The 18,614-nt window shown below is 67.4% G+C and carries 20 protein-coding genes; 4 read left to right on the top strand and 16 right to left on the bottom strand.

Annotated elements, in window-relative coordinates; all coding sequences use genetic code 11:
* Positions 1 to 883: MFS transporter (locus AruCF_RS29845; RefSeq protein ID WP_254431189.1), on the bottom strand; the 883-nt coding region annotated here is incomplete at its 3' end.
* Positions 884 to 1,051: 168 nt separating this feature from the next.
* Between AruCF_RS29845 and AruCF_RS11580 the strand changes: the two genes are divergently transcribed.
* On the top strand, positions 1,052 to 1,942 hold the full coding sequence (locus AruCF_RS11580; RefSeq protein ID WP_049073366.1) for a LysR family transcriptional regulator: 891 nt from the start codon (positions 1,052 to 1,054) through the stop codon (positions 1,940 to 1,942).
* 19 nt (positions 1,943 to 1,961) lie between these two features.
* Here the strand turns inward: AruCF_RS11580 and AruCF_RS11575 are convergent, their stop codons facing one another.
* Entirely contained in the window at positions 1,962 to 2,996 is a 1,035-nt protein-coding gene (locus AruCF_RS11575; RefSeq protein WP_049073365.1) for a helix-turn-helix transcriptional regulator, read from the bottom strand.
* Between the two features lie 368 nt (positions 2,997 to 3,364).
* On the opposite strand from AruCF_RS11575, the gene AruCF_RS11570 reads away from it, so the two are divergent.
* A complete protein-coding gene (locus AruCF_RS11570) occupies positions 3,365 to 3,856 on the top strand; it encodes a GNAT family N-acetyltransferase (RefSeq protein WP_049073364.1) in 492 nt (163 codons plus the stop codon).
* Positions 3,857 to 3,915: 59 nt separating this feature from the next.
* Here the strand turns inward: AruCF_RS11570 and AruCF_RS11565 are convergent, their stop codons facing one another.
* Complete coding sequence (locus tag AruCF_RS11565; protein WP_049073363.1) at positions 3,916 to 5,139, bottom strand: MFS transporter; 1,224 nt, start codon at positions 5,137 to 5,139, stop codon at positions 3,916 to 3,918.
* A gap of 112 nt (positions 5,140 to 5,251) precedes the next feature.
* Between AruCF_RS11565 and AruCF_RS11560 the strand changes: the two genes are divergently transcribed.
* Entirely contained in the window at positions 5,252 to 6,223 is a 972-nt protein-coding gene (locus tag AruCF_RS11560; RefSeq protein ID WP_049073362.1) for a LysR family transcriptional regulator, read from the top strand.
* Here the strand turns inward: AruCF_RS11560 and AruCF_RS11555 are convergent.
* From AruCF_RS11555 to AruCF_RS11520, 8 genes are all read right to left on the bottom strand, one after another.
* Entirely contained in the window at positions 6,220 to 6,630 is a 411-nt protein-coding gene (locus tag AruCF_RS11555; RefSeq protein WP_049073361.1) for a MerR family transcriptional regulator, read from the bottom strand. The two genes, AruCF_RS11560 and AruCF_RS11555, sit on opposite strands and share 4 nt — an antisense overlap.
* Before the next feature lie 153 nt (positions 6,631 to 6,783).
* Positions 6,784 to 7,575: a cobalt ABC transporter substrate-binding protein gene (locus tag AruCF_RS11550; RefSeq protein WP_049073360.1), complete on the bottom strand. Its 792-nt coding sequence runs from the start codon at positions 7,573 to 7,575 to the stop codon at positions 6,784 to 6,786.
* Between the two features lie 281 nt (positions 7,576 to 7,856).
* Positions 7,857 to 8,075 carry a hypothetical protein gene (locus AruCF_RS11545; RefSeq protein WP_144419124.1) on the bottom strand — a complete coding sequence of 73 codons (219 nt, stop codon included), beginning with the start codon at positions 8,073 to 8,075 and terminating at the stop codon, positions 7,857 to 7,859.
* Between the two features lie 63 nt (positions 8,076 to 8,138).
* Positions 8,139 to 8,885, bottom strand: a complete 747-nt coding sequence (locus AruCF_RS11540; protein ID WP_080977405.1) for a BPL-N domain-containing protein — start codon at positions 8,883 to 8,885, stop codon at positions 8,139 to 8,141.
* Positions 8,886 to 9,170: 285 nt separating this feature from the next.
* On the bottom strand, positions 9,171 to 9,356 hold the full coding sequence (locus AruCF_RS29700) for an O-methyltransferase (RefSeq protein ID WP_200904298.1): 186 nt from the start codon (positions 9,354 to 9,356) through the stop codon (positions 9,171 to 9,173).
* Between the two features lie 7 nt (positions 9,357 to 9,363).
* The gene (locus AruCF_RS11530) at positions 9,364 to 10,098 is read right to left on the bottom strand and encodes an alpha/beta fold hydrolase (protein ID WP_049073358.1); all 735 of its coding nucleotides are present in this window, start codon (positions 10,096 to 10,098) and stop codon (positions 9,364 to 9,366) included.
* 16 nt (positions 10,099 to 10,114) lie between these two features.
* Positions 10,115 to 11,089, bottom strand: coding sequence for a Bug family tripartite tricarboxylate transporter substrate binding protein (locus AruCF_RS11525; RefSeq protein WP_049073357.1), 975 nt, complete (start codon positions 11,087 to 11,089; stop codon positions 10,115 to 10,117).
* A 508-nt stretch (positions 11,090 to 11,597) separates the two neighbouring features.
* The gene (locus AruCF_RS11520) at positions 11,598 to 12,188 is read right to left on the bottom strand and encodes an SMI1/KNR4 family protein (RefSeq protein ID WP_235432780.1); all 591 of its coding nucleotides are present in this window, start codon (positions 12,186 to 12,188) and stop codon (positions 11,598 to 11,600) included.
* Between the two features lie 166 nt (positions 12,189 to 12,354).
* On the opposite strand from AruCF_RS11520, the gene AruCF_RS29125 reads away from it, so the two are divergent.
* Positions 12,355 to 12,519: a hypothetical protein gene (locus tag AruCF_RS29125; RefSeq protein WP_156430329.1), complete on the top strand. Its 165-nt coding sequence runs from the start codon at positions 12,355 to 12,357 to the stop codon at positions 12,517 to 12,519.
* A 123-nt stretch (positions 12,520 to 12,642) separates the two neighbouring features.
* Here AruCF_RS29125 and AruCF_RS11515 read toward each other — a convergent pair whose 3' ends face one another.
* The 5 genes from AruCF_RS11515 to AruCF_RS29835 form a co-directional block, all read right to left on the bottom strand.
* Complete coding sequence (locus AruCF_RS11515) at positions 12,643 to 13,494, bottom strand: SDR family oxidoreductase (RefSeq protein ID WP_049073356.1); 852 nt, start codon at positions 13,492 to 13,494, stop codon at positions 12,643 to 12,645.
* Positions 13,495 to 13,730: 236 nt separating this feature from the next.
* Entirely contained in the window at positions 13,731 to 15,023 is a 1,293-nt protein-coding gene (locus tag AruCF_RS30240) for an AAA family ATPase (protein ID WP_372363276.1), read from the bottom strand.
* Positions 15,020 to 15,253, bottom strand: a complete 234-nt coding sequence (locus tag AruCF_RS11505) for a hypothetical protein (protein WP_016254284.1) — start codon at positions 15,251 to 15,253, stop codon at positions 15,020 to 15,022. The genes AruCF_RS30240 and AruCF_RS11505 overlap by 4 nt, the downstream gene beginning before the upstream one ends.
* Before the next feature lie 62 nt (positions 15,254 to 15,315).
* A complete protein-coding gene (locus AruCF_RS11500) occupies positions 15,316 to 16,500 on the bottom strand; it encodes a GIY-YIG nuclease family protein (protein ID WP_011666578.1) in 1,185 nt (394 codons plus the stop codon).
* Positions 16,493 to 18,604 carry a phospholipase D family protein gene (locus tag AruCF_RS29835; RefSeq protein WP_254431188.1) on the bottom strand — a complete coding sequence of 704 codons (2,112 nt, stop codon included), beginning with the start codon at positions 18,602 to 18,604 and terminating at the stop codon, positions 16,493 to 16,495. Before AruCF_RS29835 ends, AruCF_RS11500 begins: the two co-directional genes overlap by 8 nt.
* Positions 18,605 to 18,614 lie beyond the last annotated feature (10 nt).

Here is an 18,614-nt window from a genome sequence, read left to right as displayed (position 1 = left end):
CCACCACCAGCGTCGCCATCATCACCGTCGACACCAGCGCGTTGGCCGCCAGCCCCGCGCGCAGGCCAGGCCGCCGCAACAGCGCCGGACGCAGCAGCGGCGCCGGGGTCCGCGCCTCGACCCACAGGAACAGCCCGCCCCCGGCCAGGGCCCCCAGCAGCAGGGCGGCGTTGAGCACGCCGAACCGGCCGCGCCCCAGCGTCATGGCCAGCGCGTACGCCGCCAGCACCGCCGCCAGCAGCAACGTGCCGCGCAGATCGAAGCGCGTCGGCGGCCCGCCGCGCGGCCGGTCGGCCGGCAGGTGACGGTAGGCCAGCCCCATCGCCGCCAGGCCCAACGGCAGGTTCACCAGGAAAATGGCGCGCCAGCCCGGGCCGGCGATCAGCGCGCCGCCCAGCGTCGGCCCCAGCGCCGTGCCCACCGCCGACATGGTGCCCAGCAGCCCCATGGCGCTGCCCGCCCTGTCCTTGGGCAGCAGGTCGCCGACAAACGCCATCGTCAGCGCCATCATCACTGCCGCCCCCATGCCCTGCGCCACGCGCGCCGCCACCAATTGCCCCAGCGTGGCGGCCAGGCCGCAGGCCGCCGACGCCAGCGTGAACACGGCGATGCCGGCCAGCAGCAAGCGCCGCCGCCCCGCCATATCGCCCAGCCGGCCCGCGCCCACCACGCAGGAAGTGATCGCCAGCAGGTAGGCCAGCACCACCCATTGCACCTGCGAAAACGGCGCATCCAGCGCCCGCGCCAGCGTCGGCAGGCCGACATTGGCGCTGCTGGTGCCCAGGGAAGACAGCAGCATGGACAGCGCCAGGCCGGCCAACCCCCAGGCGGCTCTGCGGCCGGCGCCAGCCGCCGGCAGGGATTCGGGTAAAGCGTGAGACATGGGGATCCGTCGTCAAATGCGGTCAGGGGCGGGGCGCTGGCCGAACGGCGCGCGACCCGTTGAAGCCGCCAGCGTAGGCCCGCGCCGCACATGGCGGAAGACGCAGCATTTGCACTTTATTCATGCATCTGACGCCACTCCACGGCGAGGCCGTGATATGGTCGCGCCATGTCCCGCCCCGACCTCAACCTGCTGCTCACGCTGGACGTGCTGCTTACCGAAGGCAACGTCGCCCGCGCCGCGCGCCGGCTGCACCTGAGCCCGTCGGCCATGAGCCGGGCGCTGGCGCGCCTGCGCGAAACCACCGGCGATCCGCTGCTGGTGCGGGCCGGCCGCGGCCTGGTGCCGACGCCCCGGGCGCAGGAGCTGCGCGAACAGGTGAATCGGCTGGTGCAAGAGGCGCAGGGCGTGCTGCGTCCCGCCGAATTGCTGGACCTGTCGCGACTGTCGCGCCATTTCACGCTGCGCACCAGCGATGGCTTCGTGGAGTGCTTCGGGCCGGCGCTGATCGCCCTCACCCGGCGCGAGGCGCCCGGCGTGCGGCTGCGCTTCGTGCAAAAGCCCGACAAGGACAGCGCGGCGCTGCGCGACGGCAGCGTCGACCTGGAGACCGGCGTGATCGGCGCCGCCAGCAGCCCCGAGATCCGTACCCGCGCGCTGTTTCGCGACCGCTTCATCGGCGTGGTGCGCGCGGATCATCCGCTGGCCCGGGGCAAGGTCACGGCGGCGCGCTACGCCGCCGGCCAGCATGTGCTGGTCTCGCGCCGCGGCCTGGACAAAGGCCCGATCGACACGGCGCTGCAGGCGCAGGGCCTGACGCGTGACATCGCCGTCATCGTCGCCGGCTTTGCCGACGCGCTGGCCCTGGCGCGCGGCTCCGACCTGATCGCCAGCGTGCCCGAGCGCCACACCGCCAACCTGCGCGCCGGCATGCACGGCTTCGCGCTGCCCGTCCAGGCGCCGGCCATCACCATCTCGATGCTGTGGCATCCGCGCATGGACGCCGATCCGGCGCATCGCTGGCTGCGCGAGTGCGTGCGCCAGGTGTGCGCGGACTGACGCCGCCCCGCCCTGGCCGCTAGACGCGCAGCGCGGCCCGTTCGGGCCAGCGCCACGACTGCTCGCGGAACGCCTGCGGCGGCATATCGTAGGCGCGCCGGAACGCCCGCGCGAAATCCGACGCGCTGCCGAATCCCAGGCCGTAGGCGATCTCCATCACCGTCAGGTGCGGATAGCGCGCCAGTTCCTCGGCCGCCAGCCGCAGGCGCGACTGGCGGATGTAGGCACCCAGCCCGCCCTCGTGCTGGAACAGCCGGTACACCGTGGGCCGCGGCAGGCGCAGCGCCTGGATCACGGATTCCGGCGTCAGCCCGGCCTGGTGCAGATTGGCCTGGACGTGGCGCCGCACCTCGGCCACCATTGCCGCCCGCCCTGCCGCGCGCGCGTTGCCGGCCAGGCGCGCGTCCTTGCCGAACGCGGCCAGCAGCAGCCGTACGCAAGCGGTGATATCGGCCTGCGCCTGGGCCGCGCCCAGTCCGCGTACCGACCGGCCCAGCGCCGCCGCCTGGCCGACCGCCAGCCGCAACAGCGGCATGCCGTCGTGCAGCGTGCGGCCATGGATCGCCTGCGGATCGGGAAACACCTCCTGCACCAGTTCCGCCGGCACGAAAAAGGTCAGCATGCGACAGGCATGGCGCCACATCCGCACCGGCTGGCCCAGATCCACCGCCAGCACCCGCGCCGCGCCGCGCGCGTCCGGCGGCCGCGGCGCATTGCGCAGTGTCACATCGTCCACCCCGCCCTCCAGGAACACATGCAAGGCGAAGTCGCGGATGTTGTCGCGGGAAATGCGCACCAGCGAACGCTCCAGCCGCAGCGCGTCGGAACGGCAATCGGTGAACATCAGTTGGCCCACGCGGTAGCGGTCGATGGAGGCCTGGAACGGCTCGCGCAGCGCGTCGCGGTCGGGCAGCACGTCGACCACATGCCCGACGTGGTCGCGCCAGGCCAGCAGGCGGCGTTCGGGCGCCTGCGCCGCCACATCGAAATGATGGTGGGCGACGGCGGCTGGCAGGCTCGGCGGTTGGCCGGCGGAATAAGCATTGGGGTTCATGCTTGCGGGTTGCCGCGAGGGTGGCGCGGACTTGGACTCGTCAAATATGACTAAAAGTAAATAACGGCCGCTTTGCCAAAAACTGAGACGCGCGGTATAGCCACGAGACTAACAGTATCTAAGCTTGGCGAGAGATTCCGCAAGACGTACGCGGACTCGGGCCGAAGTACCGCCAGCCAGCGGGGCGCCGCGCCGGGAAAACCGGCGCCACGCCGCACAGCATCTGCGCGCATTCCCCTTCCCGGGGAATGCGCTTTTTTTCCGCCTCCGGCCCCGCCCGCATGGCGCGGCGTCCGGGAATACCCGCATGGCGCGCTGGGAACCGCTACCATACGGCTTCGCTGTCATCACCCCGCTGCCGTTTCACCATGTCCGCCTTGAATTTCCGTTCTCCCACCCTCGCCGACACCGACCGCTGCTTCGAGATCGAAACCACCGCCTACGAAGGCGACGAAGCCGCCACCCGCGCCAAGATCGCCACCCGCATCGCCAACTATCCGCAAGGCTTCCTGCTGCTGGAAGAGGACGGCGCCATCGTCGGCTTCATCAACAGCGGCTGCGCCCATGAAGTGGTCATGTCGGACGAGGCCTTCAAGGAACTGGTGGGCCACGACCCGGCCGCGCCCAACGTGGTGATCATGTCGGTGGTCGTCGATCCCGCCCACCAGGGCAAGGGCCATGCGGCGCGCCTGATGCACCGCTTCATCGACGACAGCCGCCGCCAGGGCAAGCGCAGCATTCACCTGATGTGCAAGGACCGCCACGTCGAGCTGTACCGCAAGCTCGGCTACCGCTACGTGCGTCCCTCGGCGTCCGACCACGGCGGCATGGCCTGGCACGAGATGGTGCTGGATCTGTAGGCAGGGACGACGCCGCGCGGCCCATCTCGATCCAGCGGAATCCGCGCGCCGGCCTTCGCTCAATGCGCCGCCCCGCGCCGCCCCGGCCTGAAGCCATGGGTCCTGGCGCGCCAGGCCAGACCCCAGGCCAGCAACAACAACGCCAGGATGGCTTGCGGCAAGGCGCCCGCTCCCGCCGTTTCCAGCAGTACGCCCCCCATCGCGCCTCCGGCCGCGAAGGCCAGGTTGAACACCGTTACCAGCATCGATTGCGCCACCTCGGCCCCATCGCCGGCCGCATCCGCCAACGCCGTCTGCAGCAGCGTCGGCGCGCCGCCGAAACTCAGGCCCCACAACGCCAGCATCACGTAGACGCCGCCCGCCGGCAGCGCGCCCTGCCCCAAGGCCAGCGCCACCAGCGCGAAAGCCGCCAGGCTGCCCAGCACCAGCCGGCGCAGGCCGCGGTCCACCAACGCGCCGGTGAAGCCGATGCCGCACAGCGACGCCACGCCGAACACCAGCAGGACCGCATCCACCCGTTCGCCCAGTCCGAATGCCGCCAGCAACGGCGCGACGTAGGTGTACAGGGTGTAGTGCGCCAGGATCCAGGCCAGCACCACGCCCAGCACCGGCCGCACGCCGGGCGTCGTCCATACCCGGCGCATCGGCACACGCCGCGCGGCCGTCTGCCCGGGATAGTCGGGCACCGCTCGCACCACCCAAGCCACCAGCGCCAGGCTCATGCCCGCCAGGATGCCAAACACCGTGCGCCAGCCGGCCAGGCCGCCGAGCCAGGCCCCCAGCGGCACGCCCAGCGCCAGGGCCAGCGGAATGCCGACCATTGCCACCGCCATCGCGCGGCCCTGCTGCGACGGCGCCACCATGCGCCGCGCGTAGCCCGCCAACAGGCTCCAGGCCAGGCCGGTGGCGATGCCCGCCATGAAGCGCGCTGCCAACGCCAACGGAAAATGCGACGCCAAGGCGGTGATGGCATTGCACAGAAAAAAGCCCCCCACCGACAGCAACAGCACCCAGCGCCGCCGCCAGCCGCGCAGCGCGACCGTCAGCGGGATCGCCGCCAGCCCCGATCCCAGCGCGCACAACGTCACCAGCTGGCCCGCCCAGCCCTGCGATACGCCGAAGTCGCGCGCCATCCTCGGCAGCAGCCCGGCCGGGACGGCTTCGTTGGCGGTGGCGATAAAGCTGCACATGGTCAACGCCAGCAAGGCCGCCATCGGCATGGGCATCGTGGCCGGCGCGGGGGCAGGCGTCCCCCTGGCCAGCGAACCCGTGATCTCGTTCATTGTTTGCATTCCTTCATGGGCCAGGCCCGGATTGGAGATGCGACAGTCTGGCGCTGACGATTCCGTTTGATAATTGGCCTAGAATTTGAATTATTTTCAATTTGGATTTGAAATGGCCACCGACAGACTTGGCGACATGCGCCTGTTCGTGGAAACCGCGGCCCTGGGCAGCCTGTCGGCCGCCGGACGCAAGCTCGGCCTGTCGGCCGCCGCCGCCAGCGCGCGCCTCATCAAGCTCGAAGCGGCGCTGCGCACCCGGCTGTTCCATCGCAGCACGCGCCAACTGCGCCTGACCGAGGAAGGCCGGCTGTACCTGGCCCATTGCGGCATTGCGCTGCGTGCCATCGACGACGCCGAAGCGGCATTGCAGGCGGGCCAGCACGCCGTGCGCGGCAAGCTGCGGATCTCGGCCTCCGCCGACTTCGGCCGCAATCTGCTGAACCATTGGCTGGAGGAGTTCAGCGCGGCGCATCCCGAACTGAAACTGGCCTTGACGCTGTCAGACTCGCTGTCGAACCTGCAGCAGGATGACGTGGACCTGGCGATCCGCTTTGGCAAGCCGCAGGACGGCACCCTGGTGGCCCGCCATCTCGCCCCCAACTGGCGGGTGCTGTGCGCATCCCCCGATTACATTGCCCGGCACGGCGAACCGCGGCATCCCGAAGACCTGGCACGCCACGACTTCATCGTCCTGGTCACCGCGGCCGGCCCGCTCAATGAATTCCATTTCTCCCGCCACGGCAAGCCCGCCTCGTTCACCGTGCCCCTGGAACGCGCCTGGGAGACGAACGACGGCGCGCTGGCGCGCCAGTGGGCGATTGCCGGCCATGGCATCGCGCGCAAGACGCTCTGGGATGCCGCCGACGACCTGCGCGCCGGCCGCCTGAAAATGCTGCTGCCCGACTACGTCGTCGCCGAAGACGGCGTGCATGCCGTGTTCCATGGCAACCGATACATGGCGCCGCGCGTGCGCCGGTTGCTGGATTTCCTGGTCGAGCGCTTCAGCCACGCCAGCGAGATCCTGCTGCGCGAGGCCGCCGCGCGGCCCGATCCGGCCACGCGCCGCAAGCGGGGCCGCGGCTAGCCCAGCCGGCCCAGCACGCGCGCCAGAACCTGCTCCGCAGCGGCAACGCAACCCAGGTCATCGGGCCGGGCCCGCACGTCCTGCATCAACGCCATCAGCTGCGTCTTGCTGTGGGCCAGACGGGTCTCCAACGCCTCGATCTCGGCCACCTTGCGTCGCAGCGCCGCCAGCAGCGCATCATGGTCCCACCGGTCTGGTCCGGAGGGCAACAACGACCGGATTTCATCCAGGCTGAAGCCGACCTGTTGCGCCGTCGTGATCAACTCCAGCGCCATCATGGCCTCGGGCGGATAGCGGCGGTAGCCGTTGGGCTGGCGCGCCACCGTCCGCAGCAGCCCGGCGCTCTCGTAGAAGCGGATGCGCGACGCGGTCAATCCGGTGCGCCTGGCCAGTTCGCCGATATTCACATTCTTGTCCTTTCCTGCTCGCCGCCGACCCCGCCTCCGCGCCCCGCCGGCCTGCGGCGGGGCCTGCCCGGCGCGCCGCCATCCGCCACGCCCGAGACAGACGTGGCCGCCAGGCGAAGCCGGGGCGCGGGATTGCGTGTCGGCTGGCCAGGCTTACTTGGCGGCCGTCGTGCCCTGCGCCGCCGCGGCCACCGGGGCGGCCACGGGCGGCTTGTTGGGCGGCATCACCGGGCCGGCGGGCAGCGGCGCCGCACCGTCGGGCTTGACGAAGGTCAGCGTCGACACATAGCCGATACCGTCGTAATGCTCGGGACCGTTGGCGCCCGCGCGCTCGCCCGGCGTGCGGTCGATGTGCATGGCGCGCAACACGTATTGACCCTTCCAGGGCAGATCGAGATGGGCCTTGCCCTGGGCGTCCGTGTAGGCCACCTTTTCCCAGCCCGACTGCACCATGGCGACGAGCTTGGTCTTGGCCAACGGCTGGCCTTTCAGGACGATCTGAAACTCGCCCGCCTTGCCGGTGGGCACGATGTCCATGGTGAGCGAGGGCTTGGCCGCGACGCTGGCATCGGCCATGTAGCGCGCGCTCATCCAGAACCACGCATCCATGGGCTCGCCCACGCCGCCGTGCTTGAACTTGCGCAGCGGCAGCGCCGGCTCTTCGGCCACCAGGCTTTCATCGCGCACCGCCTTGGCCGACAGCGTGAAACCGTCGGCCACCTTGGCCACGGTCAGGGGCGACTCGCCCTTGGCGGAAATCAGTTTGGCCGACAGCTTGTTGAAGCCGTCGAGATAGCCCGGCGACGCCTCGCGCAGGTTCTCGGCGAACTCGCCGAACCGGATGACGGCGGACTTGCCCGCCGGCTGCTCGATCCAGACCTGGTGGGCTTGCGCGGTCGCGCTCAGGCACAAGGCCGCGATCGCGAGGGATAGGGTCTTCTTCATGGAATGCTCCAGGGATTGGAAGGTCAATGAACAGGCCCCTGCGAGGTCATGTTCCGCCCGCCGCCAGCGGCGCCGGCCGGCGGACGAATCGACGCGGCGCGTCCGGTTGGGCAAAGACGCTTGCGCGTATGCGGCCATGAATCCTGCCATTCGAAGACAACCTGCAAATAACAACGGGAATGGCCCTGGATTATGTGGATCGACCCAGCGATGTCAAGAACACGGGCAGCCGTTCGGCGGGCCGCTTCCAGGCTTGCGCGACCCCATGGAATGCGCGCTTTTCACTGTGCCGGCGGCGCCATGGGCAATGCGCCGGACCGGCGCGGCATGGCCGGGAACGCGGACGCAAAATCGGACTGCGCGTCAGTGGTCCACGCCGCCACGCCGTCCGCACGCGCCATGCCTGGCGCCCTTTGCGCGACGGGCAGTTGTTCGCCAATCACGAGACGCCGCGACACGCCCAAGGCGCGCGCAGTGAAATCGCCCGCGTCATCGCGCATGGCGGCCGGATCGCGCAATCGCCGCCAGCGCGCGCATCGCCGGCGCCGGCATCCGGGCCGGGGCTACAGCGCCAGTTGATCCAGCAGGTCCTTGAAAAGATCCTGGCGCGGCATCTGCTCCAGAGGGATCCCGGCAGCCTCGAACCACGACGGCTCCGCCTCCGGATGCGGGCCGCTCAGCACCACGATGCCGTCCTCGAACGCGTAACGGGCGGCGGCCAGGTCGCCGTTTTCGTAGGCCGCGATGGCGCGAAAGCCCGCCTCGTCGGATTCGGCCCGCAAATACGGACCGTCCTGGTAAAAGACGCGGTCCGCATGGCCCGCCCAGCGAACGGCGACGACGGCATCATCGATCGTCTTGACCGGGAAACCCGGGCGACCCACCTCCGAATCCAGTTCCTGGCCGACCAGCCCGAAGCCCCCGGCATCGGCCAGATACGCGCCCATGCACAGGCCGAGGTAGCGCCCGCCCCGGGCCACGAAACGCCGCACCGCGTCGACCCGCGCGTTGCCCAGGCTGTGGAACGCGGCGGGAATGTCCTGGCCGCCGCCCGGCTGCACATAAAGGTCGTAGCGGGCCAGGCTGGCCTCGGAAATGTCGATGCGCTCGCCGGGGCCCACGTAGTCGACCTGATAACGCGCGCCGGCCTCTTCGATCGCGCGCCGGGCGGCGGCCGAGCAGGCGTCGCAGGCCGCGGGGCCGCGGTAGACGGCGACGCGCACCGGCTTGCCGCCGGTCGTGCCGGCCATCGCGGCGGGCATCGCCCCGACCAGCATCAAGGCCAGCCACAGCATACGAAGAAGCGTCATGGTCGCCTCCGGGAAAACCAGAATTGTAGGCGACCCCGCCCGGCAGCCTTCAATCCCGCCCCCGTCTTGCCCGCCGCCCAATAGGTCTTGGCCAGGATGCGCGCACCCGCGCCTGCTTCATGACCAAGCGCGTCAGGACACGGCTGACACGCCCTTGCGCAGGGCCGGTCGCGCCTTCGCGCGGCGCCGTCATCGCGTCAACACCGTGAATTCATTGCCGCGCCCCGCATTGATCGGCGGCGGTTGCGACAGGTAGCCATTGGCCGGATCGCGCACATGGTCCAGCTACGCATTGCCGTGCTCCCAGGCGTTCTCCGCGAGGATCGGCGTGCCAGGTTTCAGGTGCGGCTCGAGCAATTTGAGCTCGGGCAGATACAGGCTGAACGCGCCATCGAGCAGCACCAGATCGATCTCGCCATCCAGCCGCCTGCGCGTGTCGCGGGCATCGCCCACGCGGATTTCCGCAGGCAAGCTCGGCTCATGCCGGGTGACGCGCCAGAAAGTCGCTGATGGCGTCAAGGTAGCGCTGCGGCTGCGTCTTCCAGCCTTCGACCAGGGTGGCGGCCGGCGCCAGCCGCGCCAATTCCAACGAAACGGCGCGCGGATGCAGCGGGTCGTTGCCGCCCAGGATCAGCAGGGGAATCGGGTTGCGCCGCACGAACTCGCGGCTGACGCTGAAGACAAAATCGCCGCCGAACAGATTGTGCCGCAGTCCTTCCAGCGCGCGTTCGTCAACGGCAGGATCGCGCTGGCGCACGGTATCGGCCCATTGGTCGAAAGACTCGCCGCGCTTGCCCTCTTGCCCGGCGATGCCGATGGGCTGCTGCAGGATCGCCGACACCACGCGTTCCGGCGCCAGTTCGCACAGCTTGAGCGCGAACGACGAACCGATGCATGAGCCGATCACGTGGAAACGCCGCACGCCCAGCGCGTCCAGCAGGCCCAGGTGATCCTGCGCATAGGTGGTCCAGCCGTCGCTGGCCAGCACCGGCGCGCGCGAGCGGCCGGCGTTGCGCTGGTCCGGGGCGATCACGCGGTAGCGGCTGGCGAGCGCGGCGACCGGGTCCGGATACTCGCGCGGCCGGCCGTCTCGCGTCACGCGCCAGAGTTCGCGGTGCGACAGCATGCCGCCGGGCGCCAGCGCCAGCACGGCGTCGCCCTGGCCCTGGATATCGAAGTGAAGTTCGGCGTTGCCGATGGTCAGGAGGGGCATGGCGACCTCGTGCGCGTTATTGCAGCGCCACGCCGCTGTCACGCAGCAGCGCCGGGAATTTGAGGGCGTCGCTGACGATGCGGTCGGCGAACGCGCGCGGCTGGTCGGCGATCGGCTCGAAGCCAATGGCCAGCAGGCGCGCGTGAAAGTCCGGCTCGGTGACGGCCTGGCGCACCGCGCGCCAGACGTCGTCGACCACCTGCGGCGGGGTGCCGGCCGGCGCCAGGAGGCCGAACCAGCCGGTATCGCCATCCATCTTCAGCCCGACCTGCGCCGCCGTCGGCACCTGCGGCACGGTGTCGCTGCGGTTGTCCTGCAGCACGGCGAGCGCGCGCACCTGGCCGTTGGCGATCAGGCTGGAGACGGCGGGCAGCGCCACGATGGCGGCGTCGATCTCGCCGCCCAGCAGCGCCACCACCGCCGGCCCCGCCCCCTTGTACGGCACGTGCTGCACGGTGCCCTGCAATTGCTGCTGCAGGCGGGTGAGCGCGCGGTGGTTGCTGTTGCCGTAGCCCGGGGTGCCGACGTTGAGGACGTTTCGGCTGGCCGCGTCGCGCAGGCCGGCGATATCACGGACCGGCGAATCGGCGCGCACCACAATCACCGGCGGCGTCGCCGCCACGATGCTGATGGGCGCGAAACTCTTGACCGGGTCGTAGTTGATGTTGCCCTTGAACAGGGTCTGGTTGGCCACCAGCATGTCGCCGGTCAGCAGCAGGGTGTAGCCGTCGGGCGCGGCGCGCGCCACCTGGTCGGCGGCGATGTTGCCGCCTGCGCCGGCGCGGTTCTCGACGATGACAGGCACGTTCCACAGCGCCCCGAGACGTTCGGCCAGGCCGCGCCCGAGCACGTCCATGGCGCCGCCTGGGGCCAATGGCAGCACCAGGCGCACGGGTTTATCGGGATAGCCGGCGCTGGCTGGCGCCGTCGCGCCCAACAAGAACACCACCACCAGGCCTTGCGCCAGGGACCACAATCGAGAGAACTTCAAGCCACACGCTCCACAAAGACCGCGAGCGCCCGCCGCCGTCCGGCGCCGGCCTCGACCACCCCAACCGGTGTCGAACGCTCGCTGTACACAGTGAGCAGGCTAAGAGGCGCGCCGGCCGCCGCCAACGAAGGATTCCAACTATGGATATGCAAATCTTCCGGATACTGACGGTCCGGCGCCACGGCCGATCCCCTCCCTGCGCAGCGAATCCGGGGGAAAGCCCAAAATGGCATGATCGGCGCGCCGACCAATGCAGCGCAGGCCGGGGCCCGCAAAGGGGCCGGCGAGAGCCGCGCCCAGAATGAAACAGGCCGCCCGAGGGCGGCCTGTCGAATGGAAGAACCAAGCGGGAGGAAGCAATTGGGAAGAACCAAGCGGATCAATCGTCCAACTTACCGCGACTGCGCAGCACTCCCGACGCGGACCCGCGCATAGGCCATCCTGGCATCACGAGTCCAGCGCAACCGGGCTCATGCGCGCCGGGCCCGCCGATGCGCATGAGCGCCGTTCATCGCTCAAGAATCTCGAAGAAGGACTCGGCATCGCCCGCATCGCCGAGCACCGCCGCCAATTGCGCCAGCGCACGGATGCGGTGTTCGGGCCGAAGAACCCAGTCATCATCGCGCAGGTTCTCACCCGCGGTCTCGAATACGTCGGCCACGGCGCACAGCGCGGCGGTCAGCGTTTCGAGATTGGGCGCGATCTCGACGGGCTTCCAACTTCCCATGCCATGCTCGGCGAACAGGATTTTCCCGGTCTGCATGTCATAGATGAAGGGGTCGGCGGCGCGATCGGCGATCACCAGCCAGCCAGGCTGCCAATCGGGCACCTGTTCGCCCGTGACTCCGTCCCACCGATAGCCGGCCTGCAAATCCCACAACCGGTGCAGAGCGGGGAAGCTGACCTGGGTTTCCGAGAGAGTGATTCCGACCGGCCCCACGTTTTCGTAGTAGGTCTCGCCCCATGGCCCCACTTGCTCATAGAACGCGGCAAGCGCCTCGGGAAGCGGGATATCGCCCTTCCAGGCGCCAGGCGGCTGCGCGCGCAACGCGCCGAATCGCGCGAACTGCGCGCGGATGGGGGACCAGTCGATCATCATGCGATCCAACGAAAGCCGCGGCATCGCCGCACAAGCGGCCGATTGTCGTGCAGACCGTGAGCGCGGGCAAGTACGCGGCGCCCGCCGGATCGGGCAAAATGCGGGCTGTCGGCCCGAACGCGCGGGAGCGCCGGCCTGTCTTTCAAGCATCAGCACGGAGTCTTTCTTGAAACCGATTTTCTACCTGGCCGGCATCGTTCCCGCCGTCATCGCCATCGGCGCCCTGTCGGTGATGAACCCCGATGCGCTGACTCTGCCGATGTATATCGGCATTGGCGTGGGCGCCGGCGCCATAGCCGCCATCACGTCCCAGATCTTCCGCAAGAAGTAGCCAGCGCAGGGCCGGTCCCGGGGCGCGCGTCCCGTCATCGCCCCCCCCGAGCGCCACGGGATCGGCGCAATCGCCTAGCTGGAGGCGCGGGCCGGCAGCCAGCCCGGCCCGTTGCCACCCTCCTCAAGCGAAGTCCGTCGCCTCGCCCGCTTCGCGCCAGGCGTTGAAATCCCGCCGCGCCGTTTCCAGTTTGCGTGCCGCCAGCTCGTTGGCGATCTTGCCCGCGAACAGGTGCAGCGGCGGCTCGGCCAGCGCGGCGACCTGCTGGATCAGCAAGGCCAGCCTCTCGGGGTCCCCGGCCTGCTTGCCGTTCATGCCATCCCGATGCAGGTCCAGCGACGCCTGGGCGGCGGTGTAGTCGGCGATGGTGCGCTTGGCGATCACCAGGCTGCTGTCGTTCAGGAAGTCCGTGCGCACCGGCCCCGGATAGACCACCGTGGCCTTGATGCCCAGCTCCGCCCCTTCGGCGGCCAGCGTCTCGGTCAGGCCCGCCAGCGCGAACTTGGTGGCCACGTAGCTGCCCCAGCCCGCATAACCGCCGTCGAAACCGGCAATCGACGCGATGTTGAAGACATGGCCGCCGCGCTGCGCGCGCAACTGCGGCAGCGCGTGGCGCAGCACGTGCAGCGGCGCGAACACATTGACATCGAAATTGCGCCGCACCTCGCCGTCGTCCAGCGCCTCGAACGTGCCCTGCTGGCCATAGCCGGCATTGTTGACCACATAGTCGATGCGGCCGAACGCCGCGATGGTCTTGCCGATCGCGGCCTGCACGCTGGCTTCGGACACCAGGTCCACTTCCAGCGCCAGCAGGCGCGGATTGTCCTGGCCCAGCGCCTGATGCAGGCTGGCCAGCGTGCGCGAGGTGGCGGCCACGTTGTCGCCGCGCGCCAGCAACTGGCGCGCCAGGGAAAGCCCGATGCCGCGCGCGGCGCCGGTGATGAACCAGGTTTGATGGGTTTGCGTGTCTTGCATTTGCTCTGCTCCAGGTGAGTGGGATGACAGGACAAATGCTAGGCGCGGGCGTCACGGCCGGATAGGCACAGCGCTATTGGATGATTGCCTATTCCTGTTTCGGCGCCACCTTCCCGCGCAGATACAGGGCAAAATGATGCCTAAGCCTATCACCACGACGAGCCCCCCATGACGACGCCGCCCTCTCCCGGCGAACAGATGACCGCCCTGCTCGACCGCCTCGCGCCGCACGAGGGCTACACCCTGTCGCGCCTGGACGGCGTGCGCTTCATGCGCGCCAACCACCCGCTCGGCCGCACGCCGGTGTCGTCGCGCACAAAAGCCTCGAAGCGATTGAGCCGATCAGCGGCGACGGGCGTCAATTCCTGCTGGCAAAGCACGCATACGCTGCCGGGGTCTGTGACGGGGAATCGCCGTTCGGGATAGGGCTCCGCGTCAGAAAACGCTCGGGCACTGGCCCATAGCGCCTGCCAAACCTCCGACCCAATCTGCGGCAACGGTTCGTCGCGGAAAAGCGCACTGGAAGCAGCTTCTGCCGCCCGGCGTGCGGCATCGCTATCAACGGCAAGGCGGCGCAGGTTATTGGCGGAATCGTCGCTGATTGAAGCAAATAGCCGATCCAGGCGCGCAATGTGCCCGTCAACCTTGGCCTTCATCGCCGCAAGCTGACGCGCCGCGCGAGCCGGATCACCTGCCAGGTCCGCCGTGAGCTGCGCCAATCGGTCTTGCTCTGCTTGCGTGAGCGCTGCCAACGCTTCGACCGTCGCCGGCGCAGTGTTGGCGGTGATTCGGGCCATGAGCTTGCCGACCGCTGTGTCCCGGCCGCATACCGGGGTCCTGATCGCTTCGGGCGTTTGCGCCTTTATCTGCGCGATCTCGGCTGCCAGCTTATCCTTGACCGACTTGCAGAGCTGCGCCAGCGCACCTAGCAGCTTGAGCGGAAACGGCGTGTAAGCCACGTCATTCGTATCGTCCACGTGGACGTTCGCGGTACGGGAATCGAACACGCTGATGCCTGAAAGCGCGTTGTCGGCAGCCTGACCAAGCTGCCAAGCGCAAGTGCGGTTCTGGCCGCTGATCGCGTATTCAATAGTGGCGCTCGGCGTGCCTGGCGCAGCGTCATAGATGTCGGAGGCGATTTCCTCGGCTCGGCCAGACATACGGGCGCGACATACCTTCTTGAGAATCCGCGCGTAGCCGGATTTTCCCGATCCGTTGTCGCCATAGATGATCGTCAAACCGACGCGGTGGAGTGTCAGCCGTTGGTCGGGAGCCAGGGCGTTGACATGCCGGACTCCATGCACCTGCCGCAGATGGACTTCCCCCTGATCGCGGTTCGGGCCGCGAAGGTGCCCAGCTTCCAGCGGGACCGCCGGATTGTCGCCCTTGCAGATGGAAGCCAGCTCGTCGATCTCGGCCGGCTCCAGAGCCGCTTGCGTTGCAAGTCGGCGCAGTGCGTCGCGCTGCCAGCCGGGACTATCAGCAGACCACGCAAGGATGTTGGCGAGCGCCTCTGCTTCCGTCGTCATAGACCTTTGCCTCGCGGTTCGCACTCGCTAGCTGTGCCAGTGCTCGCCAAGCGCCTGCTCACGGCTTCCGACAGCGTCTCACCAGGCCGCCAGCCGAACAGCTCGGAGATGCTTGCGGTCCTCGCGTGGCCAGGCGGTTCGAATTCGTAGCCGGCCGCGATCAATTCGGCCTCGACTTCCTCGGTGATGAAAAACGGCTCAGCCTGTTCTTCCTGATGAGTCTTCGTCATGCTGCTTCCTCCTGGCGTTCATCCTGGCCTACGGCCAGGGCTATTCATGCATTTGCACTGCCCTATGCCTTCACCAGCTTCGCAGCCTTGGGATCGTAGATGTAGCCGGTGATGCTGCCATCCTTGATGCGCGCGACGGCCTCGTCGATAACGAACAGCGGAACAAGAAACCACTCCTCGGGCTGCACGGGGTGACCGAAGCGGTCATTGATAGTGATGTTCAACCGTGCGGTCGCGAACAGCCTGTGGAACAGGTTCTCCATCCGAATGCGATTGATCCCCGCGAGCTTGTAGGTCGCAACGACCTCGACCTTTGCCAGCAGATATGTCGCTTCGTTCTCGGCGTTGGCGATGCGCGTTTCAACCCTGCCGCCCGTCACGCCCATCTTGTGGATGATGTCGCGGTGCTGGGCGACGTAGGGATGATCGGACAGGGAGCGCAGGACGTAGATCGTGCCGCTTTCCACATCATCCGCCTCAAGCTCGCCGCCAAAGGAGAGTTGCCCGCTCTCGGGCGAGGCCAGCCGCCGCGCGGCAGGGTCGTTGTAGAACGCACGCTGGAGCGAGCGCAGCAGCAAATTGCTTTCGGTGCCGTTGGAGAAGATGAGGCGCAGGCGGCGGTCCACCTCCCCGGCGGTGGTTTTCAACGGCTCGCCGACCTCGGCAACGTAGAGAGTAAGGCCATCGAGAACGAAAAAGTCCCCGGCTTCAATCGCACGGCGACCCGCTTCGATGGGCTGGGACTGGCGCATACCGGTCTTGACTTCCGCTTGCACGCGCTCGAACAAGGGCCGGAAGGTTTCGAAGTCCTCGCAGGGCTTGCGATCCGCGACCTCCTCGGCGGCGCGCTTTTCGGCGCTGGTACGGACATGGCGCAAGACCGTGATGTCGTCCGCGCCGGCAACATCCGCTAGTTCGGCAGCCAGGTCGTCGATGTCGATAGTTTCGTCCGCTGAAGCGGCAACGGTCGATGCCCCAGCAAGCAAGCCCTGATGGTCCAGCGGCTCAATCAAGGTGCGGCAATCCGGTAGCGCGCGTAGACGGTCGAGCCGCACGGCATATAGGCGCTCGAATATGTCGCGGTCTTCGCCATGCTGAGGCGCACGCCCGTGCTGCTCTGTGAAGCGTTGGATTTCCTCGAAGCCGGCAATGACACGCTCCTCGCTGGCTGGGCGGCCATTTTTCTTCTCAGGCGGAGCGAACTCGGCCAGCTCTGCCGCCAGGTCGTCAAGATCGGAGTTACTCATAGCGTCCCTCCGCCCTGAACCGCATGAAGGCGGCCGCACCTTCGGCAAGGTGCTTTTCCCAGGCGTCCTGCGAGGTAACCGATGGAGCCCTCCCACGTTCGCGTTTGAACTCAACCGCGCGCTTGGCGATCACTTTGGCATCTTCAGGCGTGATAGAGGTGCGTTTGGCCGAGATGGCCGCCGCGACCTGCTTCAAGCTGTCCTCGCTCATTGTCTTGGCGAGGATGGCATAGGCTTCGCCAAAGGGGTTGATGCGGTCGATGAGGTCAATGTCCAGCTCGCGCACGTCCATCGCAAAGCGGCGCACGCCATCGATCAGGGCGGTGTTGGGCGATCCGTCGCTCTCGCCTTCGGTGACAAGCCGCTTGGCCCGCTGCGTAAGGTTGAGGGCGGCGATGGCGTGCTGGCGTACCGCCTCCTGATCTTCAGCGTCAAGCTCGGGATATTTGTCCTTGATGATCTTGCCCATGCGAACCTGCGTGAGCTCCTCGGGAACCAGCTCTTCGTCGAACAAGCCACGCTCGATGGTGTGCTTGTCCTGCACGAAAGCCGCGATCACTTCGTTCAAGTCTTCCTGGCAGATGCGCGCTGCCTCTTTGCTCTTGGGTTCGGCGAGGCCCTTGATCTCGATCTGGTAGGCCCCTGTCTGCTCATTGACACCGATGTTGCAGCGGTCCGGGTCATAGCCACCCTCCCCATAATTAAAGCCTGGCGTCGGGCCGCTGTCGGGATTCTTGGGCTTGAACTCGAAGCGCGGAGCGAGAACCTGCTCCATCAGCAGACTCGCCGCGATGGCCTTCAACGTATCGTTGATGGCCTCGGTGACCGCTTCCTCGGTCGCGTCCGGCTCGGCGATCAGGTTGGTGAACCTCGCGCGAGTCTTTCCAGGCGCATCTCGGGTGGCACGACCAATGATCTGAACGATCTCGGTCAAGCTGGCACGGTAGCCCACGGTCAGCGCGTGTTCGCACCAAATCCAGTCGAAGCCTTCCTTCGCCATACCCAGCGCGATGATGATGTCCACATGGTCGCGATTGTTCTTCTGAGCCGGGTCTTTCAACGCGGCGGACACTCGGTCGCGCTTCGAGGCATCGTCATCGACCAGATCCGCGATGCGCAACACGCGGTCACCGAAAGATGTTTCGAAATCGTCCGCCTCCAATGCCCTCATGACGAATCGGCCTTCGGCTCGTTGGAACAATAGGACCTTGCCATCGTAGATGTCGAAACCATGCGTTTCCGGGATAGGCAGCGAGATCTTCTCCATCATGTTGTTCCCTAGACGGAGGTTATTCGCTACGGGTTCGCCAGTCGGAGTTTCGAAGACAACCTGCCCGATGACGGAGTTGGCTGGCAGGTCGGCCGGAGGGTTAAACCCAAAATATCTGGACATTCCCCGAGGAAAGTCGATCTGGTTACCTGGGCGGTGAGGCCCGCGATTCTTGGTGACATACCCTGCTTCGATCCAGAAGACAGGTGTCGCAGCATGGTCGACTTCGACGTTGGGCTGGTTCTCAACGACTCGCCGAAAAAAGGAGGTACTCCATCGCTCCTCGTAAACATCCAAGATATCGGCAACAGGTGTGGCCTGTTCCCATAGAAGTTCGGCTGCTACGAGGGTGGGACGGAGCACTACGTCGAACTCGTTGATGCCATGCGTGATAACGGAGGCACCGGCTTCGACGCTCTTGCGAAGGCCATTCGACGAAAAGTTTCCGGAACCAACAACTGCACCAGACCGCTCGGCCTCTTGGTTCAGCAGCATGGCCATCTTGGCGTGAAAATCGCGCCGGGGGACAAAACCGCTTTGGTCTAAAACATACATCCCATCGTGAATCCTGACGTCCACGTTCGGTCGCGAACACAACAATCGAAGGGCTTGCGGCTGAGTGCGACCATAGTCAATGCCAAAGAGCCATCGCGAAGGTGTATCTGCCCAGAAATTTCCGGCAAACGTCAAATCGAACAAGGCGGCGCCAGACTGGGTCGCATAGGCGTACAGCCCAAGGAAGTCGGTGGCCGCGATCTCTTCATGGATGCGTCGGATCTCCGATATCGTGGTCGGTGCATTCGCGTCGCGGTGTAGGAAAGTCGAAAGATTCAAGATGCCCCCC

It is taken from the genome of Achromobacter ruhlandii (assembly GCF_002082135.1).
Classification (GTDB): Bacteria; Pseudomonadota; Gammaproteobacteria; order Burkholderiales; family Burkholderiaceae_B; genus Achromobacter; species Achromobacter ruhlandii.
Note: the sequence above shows the minus strand (reverse complement) of the source record. Positions and strands in the feature narration are given on the sequence as shown.